Here is a 13,471-nt window from a genome sequence, read left to right on the forward strand (position 1 = left end):
TATTATAGAAAATAAAAACCCCTTTAATAACATTAGTACTAAAGGGGTTTTATATATTAATATTAGATGTTTATCTAAAAATAAATTGTTCTCGTTTTCCTTGTCTATTGATAAGTCCAATTTTATCAATATTATCTTCAAGTGTGTTACCGTATTTTTCTTTAATGGTTTTTAAATCCTCAACACTATTGATTTTTTTATCATTAATATCTGTAATAATATAACCTTTAGTAATCCCTAATTTTGAATATAACCAAGAGTTTTTATTCTCTTGAACAACAACACCATGGCTGATATCATTTTGTTTTTTAAAGTTATCTGGCAGATTTTTTAATTGCATGTTCATAAAATCAAAAGTTAATATTTCATTTTTTGATAATGTAACAGAAAATGTTTTTACTTTATCATCTCTTAGTAGCTCTACATTTACAACATCATTAGGTCTTTTAGTACTTAAATAACCGCTTAAGTCTGAAAATTTTGAGATTTCTATATCATCTAATTTTTTAATAATGTCTCCACTCTGTATTCCAGCTTTTTTAGCTCCAGAGTTTTCGGTAACCTCGCTTATATAAACACCATTTATTTCGTTTAATCCTTGATCTATTGCTTCTTTTGAGTTTTTGTTAAGTATTGATACGCCTAAAATTCCTGTTTGTACATCACCAAATTCCATTATATCTTCAACTACTTTTCTAGCAATATTACTTGGCACAGCAAAGGAGTAACCAATGTATGAACCAGTTTGAGATGAAATTGCTGTATTAATGCCAACTAATTCTCCACTAGAGTTTACCAAAGCGCCACCTGAGTTTCCTGGATTTACCGCTGCATCTGTTTGAATAAAGGATTGTGAGTTTCTTCCAGATAAATCTCTTGCTTTAGCACTAATAATACCAGCAGTAACTGTAGATGTTAAGTTAAACGGATTACCAACTGCTAAAACCCATTCTCCAATTTTTGCAGCGTCAGAATCGCCAAATGTAACAAAAGGCAATTCGTTGTCGGCATTAACTTTTAACAATGCAATATCTGTTTTTGCATCTGTACCAATAAGCTCAGCATCATAAATTTTATTATTGTTTAAAGTAATCGATATATTTTGAGCACCATCAATAACGTGGTTGTTTGTAATAATATAGCCATCTGGAGATATAATCACACCACTACCAGTTCCTATTTGTGGTCTTTGTGAACGTCTTCCAAAAAATAAATCTTCAAAAGTAAGTTGCCCAGAACTCATTGTGGTATTTTTAACATGTACAACAGCATGTATTGTTTTTTCTGCAGCATTAACAAAGCTTGGATGCGCCTCATCTATTAAATTTGCTGTCGATGTTTTATAATTTGTAGGAATAAAATGAGGTTGTTCCTGCTGAGATTGCATTGAAATTGATTCGTTTTTTTCAATCCATAATTTGTAGGCAGACAATGTTATTGCTCCACCTAATACAGAAACAAACACTAAGGTTAAAATCTTCTTCATAGTTTTCAGTTTTAAGTAAAATTAAACAACGTTTAAAATTAATTATTTATTGAAATGTCAATTTAACTTTAACGATTTTTAACGTCAGTTTTAACGATGATTTAACATCAAAATAATCGATGCATTATTCCTATATTTGCTCTGTATATGAAAGTGGAATTTTTTAAATATCAAGGTACCGGAAATGATTTTGTGATGATTGACAATCGTCAACATGTTTTCGATACAAATGATGTAAAGCGTATTGCATTTATTTGTGATAGACGTTTTGGTATTGGAGCTGATGGATTGATATTAGTTGAGAATGATGATAAGGTTGATTTTAAAATGATTTATTATAATGCTGATGCTACGCAAAGCTTTTGTGGTAATGGGAGTAGATGTGCAGTAGCTTTTGCTAAATATCTTGGTATTATAGATAGCACAGCTACATTTGAGGCTATTGATGGTATACATAAAGCAACGATTAAAGATGATGTGGTTAAGCTTCAAATACAAGATGTAAAACATGTAGAGCAACATAAAACACATGTTTTTTTAGATACTGGTTCTCCGCATCATGTACAATTAGAAGACAATTTGAGTACTATAGATATAAAATCTGAAGGCGCAAAAATTAGATATGCTGAGCCTTATAATAAAGCAGGAAGCAATGTTAATTTTGTTACTAAAATCGCTAATGGTAGTTTTAGAGTTCGTACCTATGAAAGAGGTGTTGAAGACGAAACCTTATCTTGCGGTACAGGAGTAACGGCAGTTGCAATTGCTATGAATTATATAGGTGAAACCGAAAAAAATATAGTTGAATTAAAAACCCAAGGAGGAACGCTTCAAGTGTCTTTTGTAGAAGAAGAAAATACTTATCGAGATATATGGCTCATTGGTCCTGCAAAGCAGGTTTTTAAAGGTACTATAGAATGTTAACACTAAAAGGAGAGCATATATATTTAAGAGCTTTAGAGCCTGAAGACTTAAACTTTATTCATGATATTGAAAATGATGAATCTATTTGGGAAATTAGCAGTACAATTACACCGTATTCTAAATTCTTAATAAAACAATATTTAGATAATGCGCATAAAGATATTTATGAAGTTAAACAACTACGATTGGTTATTTGTGATTATGATAACGTAGTCTTAGGCTTGATAGATATTTTTGATTTTGATGCTAAAAATAATAGAGCAGGCGTTGGCGTTTTAATTAAAGATAATAGTAATAGACAAAGAGGTTATGCTAAAGAAGCTTTGTCATTATTAATTGCATATAGCACAACACATTTAGGTTTGCATCAGTTATATTGTAATATTTCTGAAGATAACGTAGCAAGTTTAAAATTGTTTGAAGGTCAAGGCTTTTATAAAATTGGATTAAAAAAAGATTGGAACTACGTTAATGGTTCTTATAAAAACGAATATTTACTACAACGAATTAAAAATTAAATGTATATAAAAAAAATACTTTGGGCTATCGCGCTTATAGGAATTGTAATCGCAGCATTTTTCGCTTATTATGTTTATAATGCAATGTTTTCACCTAATACAGCTTTCAATAATGAGGAAGCATACATTTACGTACCAACAGGGTCAAGTTATAATGATGTTAGAGAACAATTAGAACCTTTATTAAATGATATCGATGCTTTTGATGCATTAGCTGAAAGAAAAAAATATAATACAAATATTAAGGCAGGTAAGTATATCATTAAAAAAGGGATGAATAATAATGATATTATTAATTCTATAAGAAGTAAGAATACACCAATAAAAGTAGCATTTAATAATCAAGAAAGTTTAGAAAAATTAGCAGGTCGTATAGCAACACAAATTGAAGCCGATAGTACATCGTTAATTGAAGCATTCACTAATAAAGCTTTTATGTTTTCTACTGGAATACAAGAAAAAGACTTGCTTGGCATTTTTGTTCCTAATAGTTACGAGTTTTTTTGGAATACATCTGGAGAGCAATTTAGAGATAGAATGCTCAAAGAGTATAATACGTTTTGGAATGACTCTAGAAAGAATAAAGCTAAAGCCATAGGTTTATCTCCAAACGAAGTAATGACTTTAGCATCAATCGTGCATGAAGAATCTAAACAAGCAAGTGAACAACCTAGAATTGCTGGTGTTTATATGAACAGAATTAGAATTGGTATGCCTTTGCAGGCAGACCCAACTTTAAAATTTGCAGCATATCAATTACCAAAATATAAAAACACTGTTATAAAACGTGTTTTAAATGTGCATAAAGAAATTGAGTCACCATATAATACATACAAGAATGCTGGTTTGCCTCCAGGTCTTATTGCTATGCCAGATATATCAGCAATAGATGCTGTTTTAAATTATGAAAAGCACAAATACCTTTATTTTGCTGCAGATGCTAAACGTTTTGGCTTTCATAAATTTGCAAAAACACTATCTCAGCATAATGTAAATGCTAGAGAATATCAGCGTTATTTATCGTCTCAAGGAATAAACAGATAATTTTTTTTTGAAAATGAAAATCATATATATAGTCGTCATTTTATGTACTATATCTTCATACTCTCAAACTAAGTTAGACAGCTTTTTAACATCAAGTGATACACTTAATATTAAAAGACGAAATGCAGTAGCAATCACTCAATCTTCAATAGCCGCTGTAACTTTAATTGGGTTAAACCAATTGTGGTATAAAGATTATCCTAGATCTAAGTTTCATACAATAAATGATAATAGTGAATGGATGCAGATGGATAAGCTTGGTCATGTGTTTTCGTCTTATCAATTAGGTAAAGTAGGAGCAGAGCTTTTAAATTGGAGTGGCGTAAGTGAAAAAAATCAGTTAATTTATGGTTCTACTTTAGGTTTTAGTTTTTTAACTGCTGTTGAGGTTTTAGATGGTTTTTCTAGCGAATGGGGTTTTTCTTGGGGAGATATGACTGCTAACGCAGCAGGAACTGGATTGTATGTTGGACAAGAATTACTTTGGAAAGAGCAGCGTATGACTTTAAAATATTCGTTTCATCAAACCAAGTTTGCTTCACAAAGGCCAGATAAATTAGGCGAAGGTTTTTTAGAAGAAGTACTAAAAGATTATAATGGACAAACCTATTGGTTAAGTGTTAATGTGCATTCGTTTTTTAAAGAAAGTAAAATTCCTAAATGGCTTAATGTTGCTTTTGGCTATGGAGCAGACGGAATGCTAACTGGAATAAATGAACCAGAAAGTTCACTATTTATTACTCAAAATAGAACACGACAATATTACTTAAGTTTAGATATAGATTTAACTAGAATTAAAACAAATTCTCGCGTATTAAAATCTCTATTAAGTGTTTTTAACTTCGTTAAAGTGCCATTTCCTACTTTGGAGTTGAACGAGAAAAATGGCTTCAAGCTACATTATATCTACTTTTAACAACACTTTAACAGCTAATTTTCAGTAAATTAAAAATAAGCGTATATTTGCATGCTGAAATTGTAAGGTGATTTTTGGGGAATAAAAAACCTTACTTAAACTTAGTATTATGATTAAAAATGTAATTAATTATTTTGCTATCCCTCTAGCTATTGGTGCAGTACTTTACATTGCGCTATCGACGAACGCTTCATTAGATATGAGTAGGTATTCTACTGAAGGACTTGAACTAGATTATACAGTTTCAAGAGATTTGGCTTTAAATTCAAATGAAACTAAACTTTCCAATTCATTAAATGCTCAAGACCATTTTTTCCCTTTTTTAGGTAAAAGCTACATTGGCTTTAAAGAAGCTTTGGCTTTTAAAGAGTCTCGTGGTGATTATTTTACTGTAAATACTTTAGGATATTTAGGTAAATATCAATTTGGAAAAGAAACATTAAAAATGATAGGTATTTACAATCCTAATCAGTTTTTATACAACCCACAATTACAAGAAAAAGCTTTTTTGGCAAATGCTGAGCGTAATAAGTGGATATTAAGAAAAGATATTAAGAGGTTTACAGGAAAAAGCATTCATGGTGTTTTAGTTACTGAATCAGGAATTTTAGCAGCAGCACATTTAGGTGGACCTGGTAACGTAAAAAAGTTTTTACGAAGCTATGGTGCTAACAATTTTTCTGATGCTTATGGTGCATCTGTTAAATATTATATGAAAAAGTTTTCAGGTTATGATACATCTTCAATCATACCAGATAAAAGAGCAAAGGCTACGTTATAAAATTAGTTAGTCTCTGTGTATAATAAAGATTGATGGACGTTTATGTAAATCAATCTTTATTTTTTTCCATTCATTTACAGTCATCGTTTTAATAAATTCGCTAGGCAGTGTTATATCACAAGCAACACAAACTCTAGTTTGTGGATGCAATGTTTTACAGATGTCTTCAAGAATTTGATTATTTCTATAAGGCGTTTCAATAAAGAGTTGTGTTTGATTTTGTTCTAATGAGATACGCTCAAGTCTTTTTAGTGTTGCTTTACGTTCACCTTTGTCAATAGGAATATATCCATTAAAAGCAAAACTTTGGCCATTCATTCCAGAGCTCATTAAAGCTAAAACTATAGATGAAGGTCCAACTAATGGTACTACTTGGATATTGTTTTGATGTGCTAATTTTACTATATCTGCTCCAGGATCTGCAATGCCTGGACAGCCAGCTTCTGAGAGCAATCCCATAGGTTTGCCATTTTTACATGCATCTAAAAAACTAGGTAACTCTTCTTCTAAGGTGAATTTGTTTAATAGTTTTAATTTTAATGAAGATTGAGGTTTTCTAGAACTTATTTTTTTTATAAAACGTCTTGCTGTTTTTTCGTTTTCAACGATATAATCATCTACCAATTCAATAATTTTTTTTACTGATATTGGTAGAACTTCTAAAGGTGGATTGTCTCCAAGACGCGTTGGAATTAAATATAGTTTACCATAATTTGAATTCATACAATCTATTCTATAATAAGTTTACGAATGTTTTTTAATCCGTTATTGTCTATAATTTCTACCAAATATAAGCCATTAGAAATAGTATTCATTGGCAATTTTATTATTTGCTCATTAAAATTTGTTACAGATTTTATAAGCTTTCCTTGAATATCATAGATGTTGATTGTTTGTAATTGGTTACTCAGGTTAGAAAAATCAATGGTTAAAAATTCATTTGCAGGATTAGGGTGCATTTTTATTTTGTTTAATTGATTTTCATCAACACTTAAATTAGCATCAACTATTTTAAAAATTGAACCCGAATTTATGCCAGCTATATAAAGTTCTTTATTTGCATCTTCGCCAAAAGCTACCCATCCATTTCCAGAAAATTGCTGTGTAAAAGACATGTTCCAATTACTACCAGAAGATTCCAAAGTTCCAATTTCATTACTACAATAATCTGCAAAAAAGTAAAGCCCTTGTAAGTTTGGATACATTGTACCTCTATATCTAAATCCACCAGAAATAGAACATTTAAAAGGACCGTTACCAGAATGATTATACTGAGCTACAGGGAATGTAAGCGTACTTGAAGCTGGACAATCTGTAGAATTAAATATGCTGTTTCCTTCATAGCATCTCCATCCATAGTTTATGTTTGGAGTAGATTCAGATACCATATTAATTTCTTCGATACTGTATTGTCCTACATCTGCTATCCATAGTTCATTAGTTTGTGTGTCGAAAGAAAATTTCCAAGGGTTTCTCAGTCCATATGCCCAAATTTCAGGGCGTGGATCATTAGCACCATCAGCTGAGGTAGCATATGGATTGTCATTTGGGATTGCATAGTTTTTCCCCGTACTTGTGTTATCAACATCAATACGTAACATTTTCCCAAGGAGTAGTGTTATGTTTTGCGACCTGTCTCCAGGATCTTCTGCAGATCCACCATCTCCAGTTGCTATAAATAAATAACCGTTTGAATCAAAAGCTAAATCTCCACCATTATGATTTGCAAAGGGTTGGTTTATGGTCATTAAAATTAATTCTGAATTGACATCTGCTTCGTTTACTGTGTTTCTTGTGAATCTAGAGATAATAGTATTTCCGCTATTATTAATATAATTTACATAAAAGTGACCGTTAGTAACGTAGTTTGGATGAAATGTGAGGCCAAGTAGTCCTCTTTCGTCATTTGGGTCAGTAATATCAACAACTAAATTATCTATGTTTAAAAATGGAGTAGCTTCTACAGAACCATCATCATTTAAAATCTTTATAAGTCCTTGTTTTTCAACTACAAAAAGTCTACTGTCTCCAGCATTTTTTATGCTAACCGGCATGTTAAAACCAGTTGCAAATGATTCAATTTGTATGTCTTGAGCATTACAAAAAAGCCCAATTAAGGACATAAGTACTAAGGTTAAATTTTTCATTTTTCTGCTATTTTGGGAGTGTTTTTTTACAAAATACAAAAAAAACACTAGTTGTATAAAATATATGTAATAAAGGGCTTACATAATTTTTTTAGAAATCACTTCACAGGCAGAATTTAAAATGGCAAATACATGTTCAAAATTTGTAATATCACCATAATATGGGTCAGGAACATTTTTGTTAGAAACACTATCATCTTCTTCTAAAATGAGCTTTACTTTCTCTATATCATTTGTGTTTCTGGCTAATCTCGCTATGTTGTTAAAGTTTGATTGATCCATAGCGTAAATTAAATCGAAGGTATTGAAGTCTGAAACCTTAAATTGTCTTGCCTTTTGATGAGAAATATCTATCCCATTTGTATTAGCAACTTTTATGGAGCGACTATCTGGTTGTTTGCCAATATGATAATTTGCAGTTCCTGCAGAATCTACATAAAAAGTATCTAAAGGTAATTTAGATTGAAGAATACCATGGGCTAGTGGAGAGCGGCAAATATTACCTAAGCAAACCATGAGTATTTTGGTCATCTTATGTTTTTAAAGAGCTAATTTTTTTGCTAAATCTTCAACATACTTTCTAAATTGCTTGTCGGTAGAAGAAAGATTATCAACTGTTTTGCAGGCATGAAGTACAGTAGCGTGATCGCGTTTTCCAATTTGAGAACCAATACTTGCAAGAGATGCTTTTGTGTATTTTTTTGCAAAAAACATAGCGAGTTGTCTAGCCTGTACAATGTGTCTTTTTCTAGTTTTAGATTGTAGTGTGCTTACATCCATTTGAAAGTAATCTGAAACTACTTTTTGTATGTAATCTATGGATACTTCACGCTTAGTATTTTTGACAAACTTCTCGACAATTTCTTTTGCAAGATTAATAGTAATCTCTTTTTTGTTGAAAGATGATTGCGCAATTAAAGAAATGATAGCACCTTCAAGCTCACGAACATTAGTTTTAATATGCTTTGCAACATACTCAATAATATCTTCTGGCATTTCAACTCCATCACGATACAATTTGTTTTTTAGTATAGAAACACGTGTCTCAAAATCTGGACTTTGTAACTCAGCAGAAAGTCCCCATTTAAATCGAGATAGTAAACGTTGTTCGATATCTTGCATATCTACAGGAGCTTTATCACTAGTTAAAATAACTTGTTTCCCGTTTTGGTGCAGGTGATTAAAAATATGAAAAAACACATCTTGTGTTCCAGTTTTTCCAGATAAGAACTGAACATCATCAATGATTAAAACATCAATAATTTGGTAGAAGTGAATAAAATCATTTCTATTATTCTTTTTTACAGAGTCAATATATTGTTGTGTAAATTTTTCAGCTGAAATATATAAAACTGTTTTTTCAGGATACTTATCTTTAATGTCAATACCAATAGCATGCGCTAAATGGGTTTTTCCTAAACCAACACCTCCAAAAATTAATAAAGGATTAAATGATGTGCCTCCTGGTTTATTTGCAACTGCAATACCTGCATTTCTTGCTAAGCGATTAGAATCGCCTTCTAAAAAATTCTCGAAATTATAATTTGGATTGAGTTGAGATTCAATTTTTACATTTCTAATTCCTGGAATTACAAAAGGATTTTTGAGTTCTGGGTTTTTGTTGTTTAATGGAATATCAACATCTTGAGATTTAACAGCACTTCTATTTGAACTCGGTATTTTTTCTGTAAATGGTTGCTTATTTCCATAAGTGTTTTCCATCTTAATAACATAAACCAGCTTTGCAGATTCTCCTAGTTCTTTAGTAAGTGCAACTTTTAATATTTTTACATAATGTTCTTCAAGCCATTCGTAAAAGAATTTACTAGGTACTTGAATGCTTAATGCGTTGTCAGAAAATTTTACTGCGATTATGGGTTCAAACCAAGTTTTGTATGCTTGAGGTTGTATATTATCTTTTATAAATGACAGACAATTATCCCAAACCGATTGCGCAGTTATATCCATTCTCTAAGTTTAATTTTTGTTGTTAGTTTGTTAGCAAAAAAAAGAGAAATTCGAGTTTCTCCTGAATAATTTTTAGCATGACAAATATGTGAACAAATTTCTTAAAAAAAAAATCAAAAAGGGTTGAATTTTTAGAAATTTTTCCTCATGTTTAATTCTCGTTGAAATTACAAAAAAAAATCTAAAGTTTATGCCAAATCTATTAAAACACGATGAAATAAATATTCGTATACGTTATGGAGAAACAGACCAGATGGGAATTGTATATCATGGCAATTATGTGCAGTATTTTGAAATAGGAAGGACTGAGTGGCTGCGTAAAATGGGCTTGTCTTATAAAGAAATGGAAAATCAAGGTATTATGTTGCCAGTAATTTCTCTTCTTATAAATTACAAAAAGTCAGCACGTTATGATGATCTTATTAAAGTAAAAACCCAATTAAAAAAAATGCCTTCTGCAAGAATTGAATTTGATTATGAAATCACGAATGAAAATGATGAAATTTTAACGACCGGAAATTCAGTTTTGGTATTTATGGATGTTAATAAGAATAGGCCTACAAGATGCCCACAATATATTTTAGATAAACTACAAGATTAATCGTTTAACTTCTTAATGTCAATTTCGTAAAGTGTATTAAATGTTTCAAAAATCGCTTCAGCAATTTTTAAACGTACAGAAATAATAATTTTACAATCTAATTCTAAAACTTGATTTACAATTTTTAATTGCTTCTCTTTTATTATTCGCATCACTTTGTTCATGTTTTTATAATCAAAAGTGATTTGATATTCAATATTTACCGTTTTTTCAATAATGTTAGATTGCTCTAGAGCCATTTGGGCTCCAGTTTTATAGGCGTTAATTAATCCGCCAACGCCTAATTTAACACCTCCAAAATAGCGAACAACTACTATTAATATATTAGTAACATCAAAAGACTGTATTTGTCCGTAAATTGGCATTCCTGCACTATTGTTTGGTTCGCCATCATCATTAGCTCTAAAATTATAGTTTGCTTCTTGGGTTCCTAATTGATAAGCATAACACCAATGACGAGCAGCATGGTGTTGTTTTTTTAAAGCTTCGATATGTGTTTTAATGTCTGTTTCATTTAAAACAGGAAAAGCATAACCAAAAAACTTACTGTTTTTGTCTTTAAAAAGCACTTCTTTTGATGCTTTTGTTATGGTTTTATATGTGTCTTTTATTTCCATTTATGCCAATGTTACTAAAAAAATGGATACAATTGCTAATCCAATTCCGAGCCAATTCTTTTTTGTGATGCGTTCTTTAAAAAAGAATAAGCCCAAAAGACAAGATAACATTACTATTGCTACGTTATTTACTGTAAAAATTGAGGAGCTTTCTGCACCTTCAAAATTTAAAGCTTTTAGTAAAAAAATAATTGAGTAGTAATTAACAATGCCTAAAATGATTCCGCCATAAATATTTTTTGACTCAAAACGGAAGTCTCTTTTGGCTATTTTAAAAATGAGAATACTTAGACCAATTATTCCTGCAAAAGCAAAAATGGTTGCAGAAAAAAGAGGTACACCATTTTCTGCTACATATGTTGTTTCTAAATATTTTATTGATGTATCTATAGTTCCGGCTCCTATAAAAAGCAGTAAAGGAAAACGTAAGTTCTTTTTAAAATTTATTTTTGTTTTAGATTTTACTGAAGCTAAATACACGGCGATTAGTGCTAGTAAAATCCCTAATATTTTTTGTGTTCCAACACTTTCATTGTAAACATATATGCCAAAAATTATAGGAATAATAACACTCATTTTTGAAGCTACAGACGCTACTGATAATCCGTTACGTTGTGCTGTTAAGGCCATGATGTTGAATACAAAAATAAAGAGAAACCCTAAGGCAAATGCACCATAAAACCATTTAGCATTTGCTATTTCGGTTAGTTGTATTGAAGCATCACAACTCAGTAAGCCGTAAATGCAAGCAATTATGTAGTTTGTAACAATAGCTTGGAGTGTGTCTATTTTGTAATAATTAAAGAGCTTAAATATTATAAAAATTAAGGTTGAAGCGGTAATGCTTAAAAGAAGATAAATCAAAAGAAATCTTTTTTAATGATAAATAAGTTTGTTACATCTTCTGTTTTAGGGTTGATAAGCCAAGTATTGATGTTTAGTTGATTTGCGGCTTCGGTATTTTCTTGAGTGTCGTCAATAAACAAAGATTCTTTTGCTAATATATTGTTTTCGTTTAAAACAAATTGATAAATATCTGCATTCGGTTTTCTTAATTTAATTTCGTGAGATAAGTAAAATGCATCAAAACAGTTTTTAAATGCTTCATAGAATGACACGTTTTCCTTTATCCAATCAATATGCATTTCATTAGTGTTGCTTAATAAAATAAGCTTATACTTTTTTTCTTTTTTGAGTTGCTTAATGAAGTCTAAGCGATGTTTAGGGAAATCTTTCAGAATAAAATTCCAAGCGTTGATAATCTCATTTTTTGATACTCCTGGAAAATTTTCTATATAGAATTCTAGAAACTCATTGGTAGAAATTAAACCTTGTTCATATAAGCTGTTAATGGCTAGTAGTTCTTCAGGAAATTCATTTAATTTAAATAAATCTAGAGCATTTTGCATAGCGCCTTCTTTATCTAAATTTATAAAAACATCACCAAAATCGAATATTAAGGTTTTAATCATTTACATATATTTTAAGGTTATCCTCTAAAAGGTTTTGCTCTGATGTTAAGCAACCTGCTATTTTTGGAGCTTTTGTACCAAAGTTAAATTTTGTGTTTCCGGTGAATATACGAGCTTCGTCCCAAAGATTTTCATCTATAAAAGTTTGTAGTGTTTGTGCGCCACCTTCAATAATGATAGAGGTGATGTTTTTTTGATGTAAAGTGTTACAAACTTGTTTAGCTATTGGTTTGTTATAGTCAATAGTTTCTTTTGAAATTATTATAGTTTCAGCTTCATCATCAAATATCTGCAGCGTTTTATCTAATTTTAATTTCTTATCTAAAACGACACGAATAGGGTTTTTCCCTGTCCAAGTTCTTATTGTTAGTGATGGATTATCTTCAGTTACAGTATTTGTACCAACCAAAATTGCTTGTTCTTCTGCTCTCCATTTATGGACTAATTGTCTAGAAATGGCATTAGTAATCCAAACAGGTTTTTGTTCATCTCTAGATTTAGGAGCTATAAATCCATCTTTAGTTTCTGCCCATTTCAAAATAATATATGGGCGCTTTTTATTATGGAATGTAAAAAAACGTTTATGATGTGCTTTGCATTGATTTTCTAAAACACCAACCGTAACATTGCATCCAGATGCTTTTAGTTTTTTGATGCCTTTTCCATAAACCTTACTGTTTGTGTCTGTAGTACCAATAACGACATTTGGAATTTTATACTTTATTATTAAATCACTGCAAGGTGGAGTTTTTCCAAAATGAGAACATGGCTCAAGCGTGACATAAAGTGTTGATTTTTTTAATAAATCTTTATTTTTTACTTTTTGAATTGCATTAACTTCAGCATGATTGCCACCATAAGCACTTGTGTAGCCTTCTGCAATTATCTTGCTATCATAAACTATAACGCAACCAACCATTGGGTTTGGAGCAGTTACTCCTAAACCATTTTTTGCGATTGTAATGCAGCGCTGTATATATGTTTCGTGCTTAGTCAA

General features: G+C 30.7%; 15 protein-coding genes. 6 read left to right on the top strand and 9 right to left on the bottom strand.

Translation table 11 applies throughout. The annotated features are described in order from the left end of the window. Positions 1-70: 70 nt before the first annotated feature. Complete coding sequence (locus BXY80_RS06095) at positions 71-1,486, bottom strand: trypsin-like peptidase domain-containing protein (RefSeq protein ID WP_120200383.1); 1,416 nt, start codon at positions 1,484-1,486, stop codon at positions 71-73. A gap of 147 nt (positions 1,487-1,633) precedes the next feature. Between BXY80_RS06095 and dapF the strand changes: the two genes are divergently transcribed. The 5 genes from dapF to BXY80_RS06120 all read left to right on the top strand — a co-directional run bounded on the left by dapF (position 1,634) and on the right by BXY80_RS06120 (position 5,669). Then, positions 1,634-2,410 (top strand): diaminopimelate epimerase, encoded by a 777-nt coding sequence (gene dapF / locus BXY80_RS06100; RefSeq protein WP_120200384.1) that lies wholly within the window; start codon positions 1,634-1,636, stop codon positions 2,408-2,410. Continuing rightward, on the top strand, positions 2,404-2,928 hold the full coding sequence (locus BXY80_RS06105) for a GNAT family N-acetyltransferase (RefSeq protein ID WP_120200385.1): 525 nt from the start codon (positions 2,404-2,406) through the stop codon (positions 2,926-2,928). Before dapF ends, BXY80_RS06105 begins: the two co-directional genes overlap by 7 nt. Further along, positions 2,929-3,972 carry an endolytic transglycosylase MltG gene (mltG, locus tag BXY80_RS06110; RefSeq protein ID WP_120200386.1) on the top strand — a complete coding sequence of 348 codons (1,044 nt, stop codon included), beginning with the start codon at positions 2,929-2,931 and terminating at the stop codon, positions 3,970-3,972. Between the two features lie 13 nt (positions 3,973-3,985). Beyond that, the gene (locus tag BXY80_RS06115; RefSeq protein WP_120200387.1) at positions 3,986-4,888 is read left to right on the top strand and encodes a DUF2279 domain-containing protein; all 903 of its coding nucleotides are present in this window, start codon (positions 3,986-3,988) and stop codon (positions 4,886-4,888) included. A 109-nt stretch (positions 4,889-4,997) separates the two neighbouring features. Then, complete coding sequence (locus tag BXY80_RS06120; protein ID WP_120200388.1) at positions 4,998-5,669, top strand: peptidoglycan-binding protein LysM; 672 nt, start codon at positions 4,998-5,000, stop codon at positions 5,667-5,669. A gap of 6 nt (positions 5,670-5,675) precedes the next feature. Here BXY80_RS06120 and BXY80_RS06125 read toward each other — a convergent pair whose 3' ends face one another. From BXY80_RS06125 to dnaA, 4 genes are all read right to left on the bottom strand, one after another. Next, positions 5,676-6,392, bottom strand: a complete 717-nt coding sequence (locus BXY80_RS06125) for an SAM-dependent methyltransferase (protein WP_120200389.1) — start codon at positions 6,390-6,392, stop codon at positions 5,676-5,678. Between the two features lie 5 nt (positions 6,393-6,397). Further along, positions 6,398-7,816: a PQQ-dependent sugar dehydrogenase gene (locus BXY80_RS06130; RefSeq protein WP_120200390.1), complete on the bottom strand. Its 1,419-nt coding sequence runs from the start codon at positions 7,814-7,816 to the stop codon at positions 6,398-6,400. Between the two features lie 78 nt (positions 7,817-7,894). After that, a complete protein-coding gene (locus tag BXY80_RS06135; RefSeq protein WP_120200391.1) occupies positions 7,895-8,347 on the bottom strand; it encodes a low molecular weight protein-tyrosine-phosphatase in 453 nt (150 codons plus the stop codon). 9 nt (positions 8,348-8,356) lie between these two features. After that, on the bottom strand, positions 8,357-9,784 hold the full coding sequence (gene dnaA, locus BXY80_RS06140) for a chromosomal replication initiator protein DnaA (RefSeq protein WP_120200392.1): 1,428 nt from the start codon (positions 9,782-9,784) through the stop codon (positions 8,357-8,359). Positions 9,785-9,974: 190 nt separating this feature from the next. On the opposite strand from dnaA, the gene BXY80_RS06145 reads away from it, so the two are divergent. Then, on the top strand, positions 9,975-10,385 hold the full coding sequence (locus BXY80_RS06145) for an acyl-CoA thioesterase (RefSeq protein ID WP_120200393.1): 411 nt from the start codon (positions 9,975-9,977) through the stop codon (positions 10,383-10,385). Here the strand turns inward: BXY80_RS06145 and BXY80_RS06150 are convergent. The 4 genes from BXY80_RS06150 to ribD are packed head-to-tail and all read right to left on the bottom strand — an operon-like array spanning position 10,382 to position 13,471. Beyond that, a complete protein-coding gene (locus tag BXY80_RS06150; RefSeq protein WP_120200394.1) occupies positions 10,382-11,002 on the bottom strand; it encodes an IMPACT family protein in 621 nt (206 codons plus the stop codon). The genes BXY80_RS06145 and BXY80_RS06150 overlap by 4 nt on opposite strands. Further along, positions 11,003-11,866 (bottom strand): DMT family transporter, encoded by an 864-nt coding sequence (locus tag BXY80_RS06155; RefSeq protein WP_120200395.1) that lies wholly within the window; start codon positions 11,864-11,866, stop codon positions 11,003-11,005. Further along, positions 11,863-12,474, bottom strand: a complete 612-nt coding sequence (locus BXY80_RS06160) for an HAD-IA family hydrolase (protein WP_120200396.1) — start codon at positions 12,472-12,474, stop codon at positions 11,863-11,865. Before BXY80_RS06160 ends, BXY80_RS06155 begins: the two co-directional genes overlap by 4 nt. After that, positions 12,467-13,471, bottom strand: a complete 1,005-nt coding sequence (gene ribD, locus BXY80_RS06165; RefSeq protein ID WP_120200397.1) for a bifunctional diaminohydroxyphosphoribosylaminopyrimidine deaminase/5-amino-6-(5-phosphoribosylamino)uracil reductase RibD — start codon at positions 13,469-13,471, stop codon at positions 12,467-12,469. The genes BXY80_RS06160 and ribD overlap by 8 nt, the downstream gene beginning before the upstream one ends.

The organism is Ichthyenterobacterium magnum, assembly GCF_003610635.1.
GTDB classification, from domain to species: domain Bacteria; phylum Bacteroidota; class Bacteroidia; order Flavobacteriales; family Flavobacteriaceae; genus Ichthyenterobacterium; species Ichthyenterobacterium magnum.

What these genes read in the sequence shown, in the direction of transcription:
- BXY80_RS06095 (WP_120200383.1), bottom strand. Translation starts at nt 1,486, where the DNA reads ATGAAGAAGATTTTAACCTTAGTGTTTGTTTCTGTATTAGGTGGAGCA.
- dapF (WP_120200384.1), top strand. Translation starts at nt 1,634, where the DNA reads ATGAAAGTGGAATTTTTTAAATATCAAGGTACCGGAAATGATTTTGTG.
- BXY80_RS06105 (WP_120200385.1), top strand. Translation starts at nt 2,404, where the DNA reads ATGTTAACACTAAAAGGAGAGCATATATATTTAAGAGCTTTAGAGCCT.
- mltG (WP_120200386.1), top strand. Translation starts at nt 2,929, where the DNA reads ATGTATATAAAAAAAATACTTTGGGCTATCGCGCTTATAGGAATTGTA.
- BXY80_RS06115 (WP_120200387.1), top strand. Translation starts at nt 3,986, where the DNA reads ATGAAAATCATATATATAGTCGTCATTTTATGTACTATATCTTCATAC.
- BXY80_RS06120 (WP_120200388.1), top strand. Translation starts at nt 4,998, where the DNA reads ATGATTAAAAATGTAATTAATTATTTTGCTATCCCTCTAGCTATTGGT.
- BXY80_RS06125 (WP_120200389.1), bottom strand. Translation starts at nt 6,392, where the DNA reads ATGAATTCAAATTATGGTAAACTATATTTAATTCCAACGCGTCTTGGA.
- BXY80_RS06130 (WP_120200390.1), bottom strand. Translation starts at nt 7,816, where the DNA reads ATGAAAAATTTAACCTTAGTACTTATGTCCTTAATTGGGCTTTTTTGT.
- BXY80_RS06135 (WP_120200391.1), bottom strand. Translation starts at nt 8,347, where the DNA reads ATGACCAAAATACTCATGGTTTGCTTAGGTAATATTTGCCGCTCTCCA.
- dnaA (WP_120200392.1), bottom strand. Translation starts at nt 9,784, where the DNA reads ATGGATATAACTGCGCAATCGGTTTGGGATAATTGTCTGTCATTTATA.
- BXY80_RS06145 (WP_120200393.1), top strand. Translation starts at nt 9,975, where the DNA reads ATGCCAAATCTATTAAAACACGATGAAATAAATATTCGTATACGTTAT.
- BXY80_RS06150 (WP_120200394.1), bottom strand. Translation starts at nt 11,002, where the DNA reads ATGGAAATAAAAGACACATATAAAACCATAACAAAAGCATCAAAAGAA.
- BXY80_RS06160 (WP_120200396.1), bottom strand. Translation starts at nt 12,474, where the DNA reads ATGATTAAAACCTTAATATTCGATTTTGGTGATGTTTTTATAAATTTA.